13 protein-coding genes are annotated in these 14,633 nt (G+C 58.9%); 4 read left to right on the top strand and 9 right to left on the bottom strand.

All coding sequences use genetic code 11. From position 1 onward, the window contains the following. Positions 1-2 precede the first annotated feature (2 nt). On the top strand, positions 3-2,051 hold the full coding sequence (locus QSJ36_RS02270) for a sulfatase-like hydrolase/transferase (RefSeq protein WP_285466559.1): 2,049 nt from the start codon (positions 3-5) through the stop codon (positions 2,049-2,051). Between the two features lie 35 nt (positions 2,052-2,086). Here QSJ36_RS02270 and QSJ36_RS02265 read toward each other — a convergent pair whose 3' ends face one another. From QSJ36_RS02265 to QSJ36_RS02240, 6 genes are all read right to left on the bottom strand, one after another. After that, positions 2,087-3,043 (bottom strand): acyltransferase family protein, encoded by a 957-nt coding sequence (locus QSJ36_RS02265; RefSeq protein ID WP_180971025.1) that lies wholly within the window; start codon positions 3,041-3,043, stop codon positions 2,087-2,089. 165 nt (positions 3,044-3,208) lie between these two features. Beyond that, positions 3,209-3,652 (bottom strand): GNAT family N-acetyltransferase, encoded by a 444-nt coding sequence (locus QSJ36_RS02260; protein WP_285466558.1) that lies wholly within the window; start codon positions 3,650-3,652, stop codon positions 3,209-3,211. Positions 3,653-3,735: 83 nt separating this feature from the next. Then, positions 3,736-4,335 (bottom strand): GNAT family N-acetyltransferase, encoded by a 600-nt coding sequence (locus QSJ36_RS02255; protein WP_022398276.1) that lies wholly within the window; start codon positions 4,333-4,335, stop codon positions 3,736-3,738. 164 nt (positions 4,336-4,499) lie between these two features. After that, a complete protein-coding gene (locus tag QSJ36_RS02250; protein WP_285466557.1) occupies positions 4,500-4,820 on the bottom strand; it encodes a hypothetical protein in 321 nt (106 codons plus the stop codon). A gap of 369 nt (positions 4,821-5,189) precedes the next feature. Further along, on the bottom strand, positions 5,190-5,621 hold the full coding sequence (locus tag QSJ36_RS02245; RefSeq protein ID WP_022398274.1) for a hypothetical protein: 432 nt from the start codon (positions 5,619-5,621) through the stop codon (positions 5,190-5,192). A 117-nt stretch (positions 5,622-5,738) separates the two neighbouring features. Beyond that, entirely contained in the window at positions 5,739-6,260 is a 522-nt protein-coding gene (locus QSJ36_RS02240; protein ID WP_146018197.1) for a phosphoribosyltransferase family protein, read from the bottom strand. A gap of 120 nt (positions 6,261-6,380) precedes the next feature. On the opposite strand from QSJ36_RS02240, the gene QSJ36_RS02235 reads away from it, so the two are divergent. Further along, positions 6,381-6,923: a hypothetical protein gene (locus tag QSJ36_RS02235; protein WP_285466553.1), complete on the top strand. Its 543-nt coding sequence runs from the start codon at positions 6,381-6,383 to the stop codon at positions 6,921-6,923. Here QSJ36_RS02235 and QSJ36_RS02230 read toward each other — a convergent pair. Then, positions 6,880-7,467: a hypothetical protein gene (locus tag QSJ36_RS02230; protein WP_102722077.1), complete on the bottom strand. Its 588-nt coding sequence runs from the start codon at positions 7,465-7,467 to the stop codon at positions 6,880-6,882. The two genes, QSJ36_RS02235 and QSJ36_RS02230, sit on opposite strands and share 44 nt — an antisense overlap. A gap of 245 nt (positions 7,468-7,712) precedes the next feature. On the opposite strand from QSJ36_RS02230, the gene polA reads away from it, so the two are divergent. Further along, entirely contained in the window at positions 7,713-10,547 is a 2,835-nt protein-coding gene (gene polA / locus QSJ36_RS02225) for a DNA polymerase I (RefSeq protein ID WP_285466549.1), read from the top strand. Between the two features lie 94 nt (positions 10,548-10,641). After that, positions 10,642-12,684 (top strand): alpha-galactosidase, encoded by a 2,043-nt coding sequence (locus QSJ36_RS02220; RefSeq protein WP_285466547.1) that lies wholly within the window; start codon positions 10,642-10,644, stop codon positions 12,682-12,684. A 151-nt stretch (positions 12,685-12,835) separates the two neighbouring features. Here the strand turns inward: QSJ36_RS02220 and QSJ36_RS02215 are convergent, their stop codons facing one another. Continuing rightward, positions 12,836-13,945 carry an HlyD family efflux transporter periplasmic adaptor subunit gene (locus QSJ36_RS02215; protein ID WP_285466546.1) on the bottom strand — a complete coding sequence of 370 codons (1,110 nt, stop codon included), beginning with the start codon at positions 13,943-13,945 and terminating at the stop codon, positions 12,836-12,838. A 27-nt stretch (positions 13,946-13,972) separates the two neighbouring features. Continuing rightward, positions 13,973-14,428, bottom strand: coding sequence for a YbjN domain-containing protein (locus QSJ36_RS02210; protein ID WP_022398267.1), 456 nt, complete (start codon positions 14,426-14,428; stop codon positions 13,973-13,975). Positions 14,429-14,633: the final 205 nt, after the last annotated feature.

Raw genomic sequence — 14,633 nt, 5'->3', positions numbered from 1 at the left:
CAATGAGAGGCAAACATTTATTTCCCCTGCTCTCCCTCCTGCTGGCGGTTCCTTTCGCCATGGCCGCCCAGCGTCCCAACGTCATCCTCATCCTGATGGATGACATGGGCTGGGGGGACCTGCCCTCCTACCAGGACCAGCGCATGAAAGAGGGGCTTCCCGCCATGGACAACCCGGGCCTCCGGACGCTGGCCCGGGAAGGAATGACGCTGACGCGCCACTACTCCTCCGCCCCGCTCTGCGCCCCGGCCCGCGCCTCCCTGTTCACGGGCGTGCACCAGGGCCATGCCAAGGTGATCCGGGACAGGTCCTTTGACCTTCCCATTGAACATGCCCCCACCCTCGGCACCGTCATGCAGTCCGCCGGGTACAGGACGGCCCTCATCGGCAAATGGGGGATAGGCGGAGGAACGGAACACGCGGGTACCCCGCAGGAATCCACGTCCTACCCCACCAGGCGCGGTTTTGACTACTACTTCGGCTACCTGGACCACGTCAGCGGCCACCACCATTATCCCAAGGAAGACCCCAATCCCATTTCCCCCACCAAGAGAAGCGGCATCTGGGACGGGGACAAGTGCGTCACGGCGGATTGCGACAAGGCGTACTCCGTGGACCTGCTGACGGCCCGCGCCAAAAAATGGATTATAGATACGCACCGCCAGAATCCCCGCCAGCCCTTTTTCCTAGCGCTGACCCACATAGCCCCCCACTCCCAGCTCCAGATCCCCACCGGCCCCTATCCGGAAGGCCGCGGCGTAAAGGGCGGCGTGCAATGGATCGGGAAGCCCCACAAGCTGGTGAATACCGCGGAGGGCAAGATCAACTCCTACATCTATCCGCGGTATGCGGACAAGAAATGGCCCATGGCGCAGAAGAAGTACGCCACCATGATCGCGCGGCTGAGCGATTCCTTTGAAGACCTCATCCAGACTCTCAAGGACCTGAACATTGACAGGAACACCGTCATCATCATGACGTCGGACAACGGCCCGCATGACGAAGGCGGCCAGAATCCGCAGTTCTTCTGCAATTACGGACCTTTTGACGGCATCAAGCAGGACGCATGGGAAGGCGGCTTCCGCGTGCCGACCATCGTCCGCTGGCCCGGCCGTGTTCCGGCCGGTTCCGTCAGCGACCATCCATCCCAGTTCCACGACTGGATGGCGACGCTGGCCGCCATCGGCGGCGTCAGGGCTCCCTTCCGGAGTGACGGCGTTTCCCTGCTCCCCACCCTGCTGAACGACGGAACCCAGCCGGACAGCTGTCTGTACATGGAATACAGCGCCAAGATGTCCCGGAACAAGACGACGACGCCCGGCTACCAGGATTTTCTCCCGTCCAGGAGGAACGCCGTCCGGGGCGACCAGCAGATGGTCTACCTCGGCAAATACAAGGGGGTGCGTACCAACATCCAGTCCCATGCGGATCCGTTTGAAATTTACGATACCGCGAAGGACCCGGCGGAACGCCATGACCTAAAGGACACGCCGGAAGGGAAAAAGATGCAACCCATCATGCACGACAAGGTGCTGAGAATGAGGCGCGTTTACGATTATACCCACCCGGTGCGCGGCACCTTTGCCCAGCGGCCCTATGATGCAGAACCTGTTCCGGCCCTCCGGAAAGAGGAAATGCCCGGCACCCTGGTTCCCCTGACGGCGCAGTCCTCCCAGGGCGTCCGCCGGAAGGACGGCAGCATGAAAAGAGAGCTCTATCTGAACGTTCCGGAAACCGGGAAATACGTCTTCTTCATGAAAACCCCGGCGAAAAAGGGAGCTAAAGCGTTCGTCAGGCTGCACGACGCGCATCTGCTGGATGCGGAATACGGCTACAAGCCCGGCGCGGAGGTATCCTCCTCCATGGGGGAAGGAACGACGGAAGGAGATGCAGGAAAAACTGGGCTGAAGCCCATCCCGCTGGAAAAGGGCTGGCATCCCCTGTTGGTTGAAACGGAAGGCTTCCCCGGGCTTCCCGACCTTTTCTGGCAGAGGGAAGGCGGCAGGAAAGAGGCCATTCCGGTCCAGGCCTTCCGCACGGCGGCTCCCTGAACGGATGGGGCGAAACGTCCGCGCCGCCCCTGAGGTCATTTTCCCCCGGTCATCAGGACGAGGGCGCGCGGGAAATACCGTTTGAGGAACAGGTAAACGCCCCGCGCCAGCATGTACACGACAGGCACCAGACACCACCAGACCCAGGGTGCCCACGGGGACGGGAAGCACGTTTCCACCCCTGTCAGGGCAATCAGCACGAAGATGTGGGAACAATACACGAAAAAGCTGCCGGACGACCACCGCGCCAGCCGTTCCGACAGTGCGGGGCTGACGGCCCTGGCCACTATTCCGAAGCTCAGGAAGGCCAGAACAATCAGTCCGGAAAAAGCGACGTCCGGAACCAGGAAGGTATCCGCACAGCTTGCCCAGACAAGGGCCGCAGAGGCCAGAATAATGGATGAGTGCACGGCCAGGGGCATCTTCCCCCAGCGGTCCAAGCAACCCGGTGCGGAAGACGCCAGCATGATGCCGAGCACGAAGTCCCCGAACATATAGGGACTGGGCCACGCCAGGGTGTCATCCCACCGGTGCAGGAACAGACAGAACAGGCCGAGCGCGTAAAGCGCGGGACGCCAGCGGTGCAGCAGGAACGCCGCCAGGGTAAAAATCATCAGGTCCCGCAGGAACCACATCGGGGTCAGCAGGGGACACGTTCCCGCCCCGAACACGGAAGCCAGCGAACCAGGGGAAAGGGACATGCCCGCTACCAGCCAGTAGGCCGCGCACCAGAAGAGGTACGGCCACAGCAGGGACAGCAGGCGGCCTCCCGTCCATTTTCCGGCCCCGCTCCCCTCCAGGCGGGAGGCGGAAAAATATCCAGCCAGCAGGAAAAACGTCGCCAGCGCCGGACCGATCAGCCATTCGTTGGGAAGAAAGGGGCCGGAAGGCACATGCTGCATGACGACGACCAGCGTTGCCAGCAGCCGCGCAGTCTCCACCCAGGGCAAACGGGGGCGAACTGCTGTGCCGGATAAGGGGGAGATGGTCATGACGGGGCCCATTCTGGATGATCGCTCTGAAAAAGCACTATTTTTATTATGTGAATAACCGGCCTGTCGTTCGCAAGGCGGCAAAATGCTTTCACAACAGGCACGCATGAAACAGGCGTTTTCCCATACCTGCTTTCTTATGCCGAAGGGGAAGCTGGCGGCGTGTCAATTCAATCTCATGTACAAGAGCGGGTAAGGGTTTCCCTGCTCGTCATGGGCCGTTCTTTTATGGACTTGAAAGCCCATGTATTCATAAAAACCTCTGGCGAGCGGATTTTGCTCGTTCACGGCCAATTCATTGATGGAATAAGCTTCGATTCCATATTCCACCAACTTCTTACCGAGGCCTTTCCCCTGTTCTTCGCTTGCAATGAACAGCATTTCAAGTTTCTGGCCGCCAATCCCCATCAGGCCGACAGGAAATTCGTTTTCGTTCTCCGCAACGATCAGATGAGGTATCTCTCTTAATGCTTGCGGAATGTATTCCTTAATATTTTCTATTTCGCTGTCCGGCAAAAACAGGTGCGTCTCCCTGACAGATTTTTCCCACAGTTCCATGAGCTGCCGTATCAGCAACGGAGTTTTTTCCTGGATTTCAATGATTCTCATATTCCACTAAAAGCTTTCTTCATTAATACCGGCCATACCTTGGCGTGCTTGCGCATTGGCAGCACTCCTACCTGACCGGACCTTTACAAAATCCCGTACTGCTCCGCAACCAGGCCCCTTATTTCATCAAAGGTTTTCACTGCGGGAGGATTGTCCGGGTGGTTTCCCAGATGTTTTTCCATCCACACCATATGGTACCAGCGGCCGAACTTGTACCCGCACTGATGAAACTTTCCTGCGAATTGATATCCCAAACGTTCGTGGAACTGCACGCTGTCCCGCCCAAGCCAGGGGTCTTCCGCCTCCGGACAGGCAATGCAGGCGTTTAGATTCAGGATATTCTGCAAGGAAAGAATCTTTTCCAGCGCTGCGTACAATTCCCGCCCTATGCCCATTTTTTTCCGGTCTTCCCGGACGTAAACCGTCGTTTCCACGGCCCAGCGGTACGCGGCACGGTTCTTGAAAACGCCGGCATAGGCATAACCGGCAATTTCCCCTTCCCTTTCGCAAATCAGGAAGGGGTATTTTTCCAGCACATGGCCGATTCTTTCCTCAAATTCCTGTACCTCCGGTACTTCATATTCAAACGTGACGGCTGTTTTTTCCACATACGGAGCATAAATTTCAAGCAGCTTTGCCGCGTCCCGCCTTGTCGCAATCCTGATGGTATGATGATTTTTCATCCCGCTCCCCGTCTTTTCCGATTGATCTCCCTGGGCCCAATGCCGCCATTCTAATTATTTCACAGGCAACTGTCAATGTTGGCGCCTCCGGCAGGGAAAACACGGCCCGGCGACAAGAAAGCCGGATAATGTGCCTCGCCAGCTTCCAGCCGCCGGTTCTTCCGTTATTCCTTCCTTTTAACGGCAAAAAAGAGGTCCATGGAAGGATGGCTGCGAATACTTTTTTCCGTATGGAGTTCGTACTCCATGTTCAGGGTCCCGTATGGGCTCTGCGGGAGCCATTTTTGGTAAAAGTACCTTTTGGCGGTCCCAATGGCCGCGCCCCATAAAAATCCCAGCCGGGGCCTGACCGTCATTCCGGCATATTCCCCGGGGGGAAGAAACGCCTGCTCCAGCCCGTCTTTTTCAAGTGCGCCGCCCACAAATAGTTCAAAGGAACCATTCCGGCCATCATAGTTTCTGGACAGAACAAAGAAGGGAAGCACGCTTCCCCGCGGCACGGAAGCCAGGGAATGATAAGCCGCTGAAAGGGCATGGATATCCGCGGAGATCGTTTGATCGCCGGATTGCCTCCCTATTCCCTAGATGGCCTGTTCCCCCAGGTTCACTATTTCCACTGCCGATTTTGACATGCCGTTTTTTCTCCTAATAAAGTTCCGTTTTTCCCTGCCCGCTTGAACCAGTGCGCCCAGTAATGAACATGCTGCCCTGCATCCATTGCGGCAACAGTATAAACCGGGTTTTTCACGGCCCTTCCCCTACGTTTCCCCGGTAGAACGAACGCCCGCAAAAAGGCCGGATTCCCCGCGGAACCCGGCCATTGGAAAGGATACGGCATCGTGCCGGTCCCCGGCTCAGGAATAAAACCCGATGTCCGGCTCACGTTCCTGCCGCCTGCGCTTGAAATACGGGTTGCGGTAGCGGTGGATGCACTTGCTGGGGGCGCCGGGAGTATAGTGGAGCGGGTCCGCCTCCTTGGCGGCTTCCCGGCCCAGTATCTCCACAAAGTCCTTCAGAGATATTTCCAGGTCTGCATCGTGGCATGCCAGGGCGGCGGACAGGCGCACCTTCCCGTTGTCATAGTCCACGTACATGGCAAACAGCGTGGTCTGGTACAGATGCCACGGTTCGCTTTCCAATTCTCCGGACTGGTGCTGGCTGATGGCCTCCAGCAGCCACGTCAGCGCGTGTTCCAGTTCCAGATTGTCCAGAACATCCCGGATGAGGGACGTTTCATGGCCGAAGACGGCCACGCTTTCCTGTTGTCTTGCCCTGTTGATTTTCATGTCTTGGTTCTCCTTTCCGGTTTCCCTTGTTGAGCGGGGACGGCGGATGGCTCTGCCGCTCCAACTAGCTTGGACACTTTTTTTCAACAGGTTGTTCAATATGAATTCGGGAATTTGTCAGCCCATGTCCACTTTCCCGATGTAGGGCAATTCCCGGTAACGCTCATCCAGGTCCATGCCGAAGCCTACAAGAAATTCATCTCCCTGCGTAAAACCTACGTAGTCAGCTTCAAAAGGCACTTTCCGGCAGCAGTGCTTGTCCACGGCCACGGCGGTGAGAACCTGCCGCACCCCCTGCCTTTTCAATTCCCGGCAAACTTCAGCCAGAGTAGCGCCCGTATCCAGCACGTCATCCACCACCAGAACGGGCACGTCAGGCCGGAACGGCCCGCAGTCCCCATCCCATGCCACGGAGCCGGAATGTTCCATTCCGGCGTAGCTGGTGATTTTGACGGTTTTCACCACGGGCCGGGATTTCAAATGCCCTTTCAGCATCGTGGCGAAAGGAAGGGCGCCGTTCAGCAGCAGCAGCAGAATATAGGGCCTGCCTGCCATGGCCGCGTCAATGGAGGCGGCCAGTTCCTTGACGCGCGCGCGGATGGCTTCCTCTCCAATCAGGGGTGTGATGGTGTAAGTCATGGAAACGGAAGCATGATAGCGTTCTCCCACAAGGAAATCAATCCTTGAAGGAGAACGGTTGACGGCGGAAAATGCTTCCGGTATGTTGCGGCTGAGATGATCGGCATCCCGAACTACCGCATGTTTTCAGGATTTTTCCTGGTGATTCTTCCGTTGCTGTGGCTGGGCGCATGCGCTTTTACATGGATTTTCCTTTCCATTCCTCCCCAGCCGGAAGTTATGGGAGAGAGCATGAGAGCCGTTTTCTCCCTTTTCGCCCCGTTTTTAAGCGTGGGAATCCTGGCGGTTCTGCTGGACATCTGGTTCGGCAAGAGGATTTATGAAGCCAGGAACGGCTGGGTGCATGCGGAAAAAAGGCTGTTCGGCCTGCGCCGGGATGCTTTTGACTATGATCCGGAGCTTTTGTCGGAATGCTCCGTGCTTCATGTGGACGAGCATACACCGTTGAGCGGGGAAGAACTGGAACGGCTGAGGCATGCAGGCGCCACTATCTGCCGCAGGGGAAGAAGGGGGCCGCAATATCCGGCTCCCTGCTGGGTCTGCCGCCTCGTTTACGACGGCCAGGTTCTCTTCCTGCTGGCGGCGCCTTCACGGGAACCTGCCGACCGTCTGGCGGAGTTCATGGCAGCCGTGATACGGACACGCCGGGAAAGAGACGCGTGATTTGCTCACAGACCGCTTCCGCCCCGGGAAGCGCGGGCCAGCCTTGCGGCTCCGGTTTTCCGTTTGGCGGGAACCGGTAGCGGAATACCAGATCTTCCGGCCCGGCCCGATGGGCAACAAGGCGGATTTTCCGCAGTTCCGCCCCGTTCCACTGCCGGAACAGGACGCCGTTGCCGTCCGCGGACGGCCCCAGGGACAACAGGCGCATATTCGTCAGGGCGTGCAGGACGGCGTTGGCCCGGCGCGTTTCCAAAACCGCGTTGATCAAAAGCATGCCGAGGAGGGCAATACCAAAAAAACAGCATATTCCCATGACCGCCAGCGCGAACATGACCTCACCCGTCCAGACCGGAGCGGACGCCGCTATGCAACAACCCCAGCCCCATGCCGCGGCAAAGAAAACCGAAAACAGCATTCCCTTCCATTCCTTCGCGGCCCTTCTCCACCATCCGCAGCGGGATTTTCCCTGCCACAGGATTTTTTCTCCCGGCAGCAGGCGTTCGGCCAGTCTGTCACGTTCCTCCCGTGTCAACAATTCCTGCATGTTTATCCTCTCCGTTTCCGCCTCTATACCAGACGGAAAGGCGGCTTGCACTCCTTTTGTTCCGGGAAATGCCGATCAGCAACGGCGTAGTATTGAAATGAGCGTCCGCAAACTTTTTCCTGAAATCCGTTATGTCCCTGCGGACGCGTGCCGTTCAATGGCTTGCGGCGCTTCATCCGGCAGAGGGCGCGGAGGCGCATTTAACGGTAGCCTACCGCTGGGCCGCATGGTAAAGTAGGGCAGAAATGACTGATTCCCCTTCCAAGCGCCTTTTTATTCTGGATGGAATGGCTCTGGCCTATAGAGCCCATTTTGCCTTTTTCTCCAACCCCATCCGCAATTCCAAGGGCGTCAACACGTCCGCCGTGTACGGCTTCGCCAATACGCTGCTGGGCATTCTGGAGCATGAACACCCCACGCACATCGCGGCCTGCTTTGATACTTCCGCCCCCACGGCGCGCCATGAGCTTTACCCCGCCTATAAGGCCAACAGGGAGTCCATGCCGGAAGATTTGAGCTACCAGATGCCCCTGATTTTCAGGCTTCTGGAGGCCATGAACATTCCCATCCTGCGCTATGAGGGGTATGAGGCGGACGATACGATAGGCACGCTGGCCCGCATCGCGGACGGCACGAAGGAGTTCCAGACCTACATGGTTTCCCAAGACAAGGACCTGGGCCAGCTCATTTCCCCCACCTGCTATTTGTGGAAACCCGGCAAGCGGGGCAACGACCACGAGGTGGTTGACCTGGAAAAGCTCAAGGAACAATGGGGCATTGAACGCGCGGACCAGGTGATCGACATCCTGGCCCTCATGGGCGACAGCTCGGACAATATTCCGGGGCTTCCCGGCGTGGGTGAAAAGACGGCCAAACTGCTGATTGGGGAGTTCGGCACCGTGGAGAACCTGCTGGCGAATGCGGACAAGCTGAAGGGAAAGCGCAGGCAGATCGTAGAGGAAAACGGAGCCTTGGCGACCCTTTCCAAACAACTGGCTACCATTGACCGGGACGTTCCCCTGACCGTGACCCTGCCTGAACTGGTCAAAAGAGATCCCAGTCCGGAAGAGCTGCTGGTCCTCCTTCAGGAGCTTGAGTTCCGTTCCATGCAGGCCAAGCTGTTCGGGAAAAAAGCGCCGGAAGCCAGGAAGTCCCCCCTCCCTGCGGACGATTTGTTTGCTCCGGCCCAGGCGGAACAGCTCCCGGCGGAGGCTCCCGCCGCCCCGGCGGCGGACGCGCGGCAGAACGGTTCCGGCCAAATGGATTTGTTTGAGGAACGCCATCTGAAAACGGTGGATGATTTCAAGCACGAGTACATCATTGCGGATACGGAGGAAGCCCGTTCCGCCATGGTTGCCGAGCTGGAAAAGCATGATTCCTGGTGCTTCGACACGGAGACGACGGGCCTGAATCCCCTCACGGACAAGCTGCTGGGCGTCGCCTTCTGCGCGGAACCGCACAAGGCATGGTACATGCCTGTCTCCGGTCCGGCGGACCTGGAAGCGGTCAGGCCGCTTTTGGAAGGCCCTGCGGAGAAGACCGGGCACCATCTGAAGTTTGATCTGGAAGTTTTGCGCGCCAACGGCATACGGGTTAAAGGCCCCTTTTTTGACACGCTGCTGGCGCACGCCCTGATCGCCCCCGGCATGAAGCACGGCATGGACCTTCTGGCGGAGAACCTGCTGCAATATTCCACCATCAAGCTGAAGGACATTGCCGCGCCGGGAGCCAGGAAGCGCGAGCTGGATACCAGCGGCATTCCCGTGGAGGTCATGGGCAAATATTCGGCGGAGGATGCGGATATTACCCTCCAGCTTTCCGCCATCCTGAAAAAGCAGGTGAAGGAGAGCGGCATGGAGGAGCTGTTCCGCACGGTGGAACTGCCTCTTCTCCCCGTGCTGGCGGACATGGAGTTCACCGGCATCCGCGTGCTTCCGGAATCCCTGGAAGAGGCTTCCGTCAAGGTGGGAGCCATTATTGACGGCCTGCGGGAGAAGATTGAAGAGGCCGCCGGCCATCCCCTGAACCTGAATTCCCCCAAGCAGCTCGGCGATTTCCTGTTCGGGGAGCTGGAGCTGGTGAAGAAGCCCAAGAAGACGAAGACGGGCCAGTTCGTGACGGATGAAGATACCCTCTCCGCCCTGGCTCCCCAGCATCCCATTGTGGCGGATATCCTGGCCTACCGGGAGAACATGAAGCTGAAGAGTACGTACCTGGACGCGCTGCCCAGGTACATCTGCCCGCGGGACGGCCGCATCCACACCCAGTTCCACCAGATGCTGACCGCTACCGGGCGGCTGGCTTCCCAGGACCCCAATCTCCAGAATATTCCGGTAAGAACGGAACAGGGGCGCCTGATCCGCACGGCCTTCGTCCCCGCCTCCGGGGAGTACACCATGCTTTCCGCGGATTATTCCCAGATTGAGCTGCGCATCATGGCGGCGCTTTCCGGAGACCCCGCCATGTGCGAGGCCTTCCGGGAAGGCCGGGACATCCATACGGAGACGGCGGCCAGGGTGTACGGTATTCCCCGCGACCAGGTGGACGCCGTCATGCGCCGTGCGGCCAAGACGGTGAACTTCGGCATCATTTACGGCATTTCCGCCTTCGGCCTTTCCCAGCGGCTGGGCTGCCCCCGCAGTGAGGCCGCCACGCTGATTGAAAATTACTTCATCCAGTTCCCCGTGGTCAAGTCCTTCATGGAGGACCTGGTGCACAAGGCGGAACAGGCCGGTTACGCGGAAACGCTGCTGGGCCGCAGGAGAATGATTCCGGAGATCAATTCCGCCAACAAGACCATCAAGTCCGCCGCGGAGCGCACCGCCATCAATACCCCCATCCAGGGCACCGCGGCGGATATGATCAAGATAGCCATGATCCATGTGGACAAGCTGCTGGAAGGCACCAGGTCCCGCCTTATCCTGCAAATTCACGACGAGCTGCTGGTGGACCTCCACAAGGACGAGACGGAGCTCATTCCAAAGATTGAGGAAGCCATGATCGGCGCCCTTCCCCTTCCCAACGGCGTTCCCATTCTGGTAGAAGCCAGAACGGGGAATAACTGGCTGGAAGCCCACTAGGATTTTGCGGCGGACCAGGGGCGCGGACCGCCCCTCCCGTCCCCCCGTATTTTTGAATTGACGGATGCCTCCCGATTGCGGATTCTTCCGGATTATGCACTCATCATCCCTGCCAGCAATTGCCCTGGCTGCCTGTTCCTGCGTTTGCTTTCAGACAGCCGCCGCGTCCGTAACCTATCCGGGAACAACACCGGGAGCCCCCGCCGCCCACCGGGAAGGGGATGTTTATACGTTAAGCAACAATATTCTGAGCGCCTCATGGAAGGTGGACGGTAGCAGGCTGATTCCCCTGGGAATCGTGAACAAGGAGCGGGGCACCACGGACGAAAAGGCCGCCACCGGCGCCCAGGCTCCGGAATTGTTCCGCCTTTCCACGGAGAAGGACGCCTACAATCTCCCCTCCTCCCGGTTTGTGATGGAAGGAGTTCCCGCCATCAGCGCATTGAAAGGGCATTCCGCCGGCCTCCGCCTGGGGGAACGGCTGGAAGGGGCCGTTATTTCCGCCGTTTTCCGGGACAAAAACAGCGGGCTGACGGTTCACTGGAAGGCGGAATTGAGGGAGGGTTCCTCCTACGTCAAGGAAACCTACCGGATTGAAGCGTCCAAGGAGGTGGATTTGAAGAAAGTCCAGTTGATTGATTTGCAGGATCCCACCCTGGCCGTGAAGGGCACCGTACCGGGCAGCCCACTGGTCAGCGAGCGGGAAGGCACGTTTGCCGGCATTGAACTTCCCGTAGCCAGGGCCCAGGCCGCCGGAGGAACGGGAACCGTCGGGTTTGACTGCAACCTTCCCATGGGCAGCGGTAACGCCCAGACGTTCACCACGGTGCTGGGCGTATGGCCGGAGAACCAGCTTCGCCGCGGGTTCCTTTATTATCTGGAACGGGAACGGGCTGCGCCCTACCGTCAGTTTCTGCATTACAACGGCTGGTATGACGACGGCCTGGACCCCACGGAAAAGACGCTCGTCAAGACAGCCGGGGAATACAGGAAGGAACTGGGTTCCCGCCACGTCAGGCTGGACGGCTTCGTGCTGGATGACGGCTGGGACGACGTTAATGAAGACCTCTGGCAGCCCTCCACCAAAAAATTCCCGCACGGGTTTGAACCTGTAGTCAAGGCGGTCGGGAAGATTCCTTCCGGCTTCGGCATCTGGATTTCTCCGCTGGGAGGGTATTTCGGCCCGGAAAAGAGGGTTCAGCATGCCAAGGACAAAGGCATTCTCCCGGCTGACGCCGCGGGATTCGACCTTTCCTGCCCCCAGTATTACAAGTGGTTCAAAAAACGCTGCTCCGACTTGATGAAGAAGGACAAGGTGACCTATTTCAAGTGGGACAAGGCCGGAGACGGCATCAGCCCCCATTTCATGGCCCTTCTTTCCATCGCCAACGACCTTCGCCGGGAGAATCCCCGCCTGTTCATCAACACGACGGTAGGCACCTGGCCCTCCCCCTTCTGGCTCAACCATGTGGATTCCACCTGGCGCAGCGGTACGGCGGACGTAGGCTGGACGGGCAAGGGAGACGACCGCGAACAGTGGATCACGTTCCGCGACGGGGCCTGCTATAACGTCATCGTCAAGCCCGGCCCGCTTTATCCCCTGAACTCCATCATGCACCACGGCATGGTGCTGGGCACCAAGTTCCAGGCCGCGCGCGTCAGCAAGGGAGAGGACGGGAAGCAGGACAACAGGGACCTGAAGAACGACGCCCGCATTTATTTCGGTTCCGGAGCCAATCTCCAGGAACTTTATCTCACGCCGTCCATGATGGACAAAAAGGCGTGGGACGACGTGGCGGCCGGGGCCCGCTGGGCCCGGCGCTTCCAGGACGTCCTGGCCGACGTGCACTGGGTGGGCGGCAACCCGAACCAGCTGGAACCGTACGGCTATGCGGCATGGAGCCCGCGGGGCTGCACGCTGGCCCTCCGCAATCCGGACGACCGGCCGCGGACGATTGATCTGGATGCGTCAACCGTCTTTGAACCCGTCAAGGGAGTGCCCGCCGTTTTCCCCATGAAGGCCTCCTACCCGGACCAGCGCGTCAAAACGCTGAATTTGGAACAGGGCAAGCCGGTGAGCCTGGAACTTCAACCTTTTGAGGTGCTGGTGTTCGACATGAGAACGAACGGACACTGACCCATGGGCCGCCGGCCATTGAGCGCAACGCCATGCCTCCCCCTTCTGGGCGGCATGGTTTTTTTATGGCCTCTCCGGAGCCTGATTTCCGGAGCGCCTTTTGAAAGGGACAAGCCCTCGGAAAAAATAGGGGAAGAAGAAATCCGGAATATCAAAGAGCCAAAGCGTCCCCGTCCCGTAATTCCGAAACGGTTACCAGGGCTTTCCCGTCTTTCAACGCCACCACGCGCACCTTGCGCTCCTGCATCCCTTCCGCGGTTTTTACCTGAATGGAGCTTCCATCCCGGACGGCAGAGGCGGGAATCCACGCGGAGGCGGGAACCTGCACGCTGATGTTCACCTGAAGGGCCATGTTGACGGGGGCCACCTGCCATTCGGAAACATGGGAGGCGTTCGGCTCCAGGGAGGCTATCAGCACGGCGGAATTGCGCTCGGTATCCAGTGCGGCGTCCACCGCCGTAACGCGGCCCAGCCATTGCAGCCGTTTTCCATTGTTCAGCACGCAGGAGGCGGTCAGCGCCGTGCTTACCCTGCCCTGTTCATCCCTGGGCAATGCGGAAAATTCTTCCAGCGGCACGGGAACCCGTATCATCCGCTCCTGGAGGGGAATCACCTTCCCCACCGGCTGCCCGGCAACCACGCGGGCCCCGGCTCCCACGGAGCATTCCACCACCTGGCAGGTATAGGGAGCTTCCAGCACCGTGTCCCGGAGGGCCTGTTCTGCTTCCGCTACATACGCCTCCGCGGCGTTCAGCCGCGCGTTCACGGCCCGTCGCTGCGGCACCCGGAGCACCAGTTCCGACTCTTTTCCACTTTTGGAGACGGAGCTGTACGTCTTCTTGATGGCTTTCAGGGCTTCCGCCTGTTCCGTGGATACATCCAGGCGAGCCTGTTCCAGCCCAGCCTGCGCGTTCGCCAGGCGTGCACGGTATTCAAATTTTTCCAGCTCCAGCAGGGGCGTTCCCTTCAGGACGATTTCTCCCGCGCTGAAGAGGGGGTGCACCTTGTCCACCTTCCCGGAAACGCCGGGGGAAAGCATCGTCAGGTGGGAGGCCTTCACGATGCCGGGCGCGGAAATGGCAAGAGTGTTCGTCTGCAAATGCAGCGGCTCCACCGTTCCTGCGGCCGCCTTGTCCTTTTCTCCGGCAGAGCCCGAGACGGACGGGTCCGTTAAAATGGCCGTTCCTATCAAAAGCGCCGCGATCCCCAGGCCGATGCCTATGGACCAGGATGTTCCCTTTTTTTGAGGGGCCTCGCTCATGAACAGCTCCGGGGGGAACGCGGCCCGTTATTTGGGATATTCCGTCTCCATGATGTGGGAGTAGGCTTCCGCCGTTTCCACAGCCACGGTTTCAATGTTCTTCATCAACTGGGCAAACTGGGCTTCCGTGAGGTCCATGCCTTCCAGAACGAAGGACTGGCGGTAGTAGACGTATCCGCTGTTGGGGTCCAGCTGGAAGGCGCCGGCCGTCTGGTCCGCATTCAGCTCACTAAGGATGATGCTGACTTCCACACGGCGGTTTTCAGGCACCTTGGCGGCAAAAAGCACGTCAATCACCAGCGTCTCCGGACGATCAATCATCGTGTACAGGAGGCTCACGGGCGTGAACGTATCACAGGGGACGAACGCGATGCCCGTTCTGAGGTTGTGGTTGTCCGCGGAAGTAATCCATTCCGTTTCTTCCCCTCTCTTTCTGAGAACGGTGTACACACGGTCCAAAAGGCTGAGCTGCTGGTTTTCCATATTGAAAATTGTTTAACAGGAGGGTTGCTTGCGAAGGCGCATGCAACGTACGCGCCCGTTTACTGGATTCAAGCTTACTGGCATCCTTCTGATTCGTCAAGCTCTCCTGACGTAAAGAAATTGAAAAAGCATGTACGCATCCGGCATAAAAACGGACGCCGCCCGGATGGACGGCGTCTGGGAAGTCTGGGAATAAAGTGCGTAC

The organism is Akkermansia sp. NBRC 115031 (assembly GCF_030268505.1).
Lineage (GTDB): Bacteria > Verrucomicrobiota > Verrucomicrobiia > Verrucomicrobiales > Akkermansiaceae > Akkermansia > Akkermansia massiliensis.
This window is presented reverse-complemented; position numbering and strand designations above follow the sequence as displayed.

Excerpts from the sequence above, each read along its gene's own strand:
- QSJ36_RS02240 (WP_146018197.1), bottom strand. The coding sequence starts at position 6,260 with ATGACTTACACCATCACACCCCTGATTGGAGAGGAAGCCATCCGCGCG.
- QSJ36_RS02245 (WP_022398274.1), bottom strand. The coding sequence starts at position 5,621 with ATGAAAATCAACAGGGCAAGACAACAGGAAAGCGTGGCCGTCTTCGGC.
- QSJ36_RS02270 (WP_285466559.1), top strand. The coding sequence starts at position 3 with ATGAGAGGCAAACATTTATTTCCCCTGCTCTCCCTCCTGCTGGCGGTT.
- QSJ36_RS02265 (WP_180971025.1), bottom strand. The coding sequence starts at position 3,043 with ATGACCATCTCCCCCTTATCCGGCACAGCAGTTCGCCCCCGTTTGCCC.
- QSJ36_RS02210 (WP_022398267.1), bottom strand. The coding sequence starts at position 14,428 with ATGGAAAACCAGCAGCTCAGCCTTTTGGACCGTGTGTACACCGTTCTC.
- QSJ36_RS02260 (WP_285466558.1), bottom strand. The coding sequence starts at position 3,652 with ATGAGAATCATTGAAATCCAGGAAAAAACTCCGTTGCTGATACGGCAG.
- QSJ36_RS02215 (WP_285466546.1), bottom strand. The coding sequence starts at position 13,945 with ATGAGCGAGGCCCCTCAAAAAAAGGGAACATCCTGGTCCATAGGCATC.
- polA (WP_285466549.1), top strand. The coding sequence starts at position 7,713 with ATGACTGATTCCCCTTCCAAGCGCCTTTTTATTCTGGATGGAATGGCT.
- QSJ36_RS02220 (WP_285466547.1), top strand. The coding sequence starts at position 10,642 with ATGCACTCATCATCCCTGCCAGCAATTGCCCTGGCTGCCTGTTCCTGC.
- QSJ36_RS02230 (WP_102722077.1), bottom strand. The coding sequence starts at position 7,467 with ATGCAGGAATTGTTGACACGGGAGGAACGTGACAGACTGGCCGAACGC.
- QSJ36_RS02235 (WP_285466553.1), top strand. The coding sequence starts at position 6,381 with ATGTTTTCAGGATTTTTCCTGGTGATTCTTCCGTTGCTGTGGCTGGGC.
- QSJ36_RS02255 (WP_022398276.1), bottom strand. The coding sequence starts at position 4,335 with ATGAAAAATCATCATACCATCAGGATTGCGACAAGGCGGGACGCGGCA.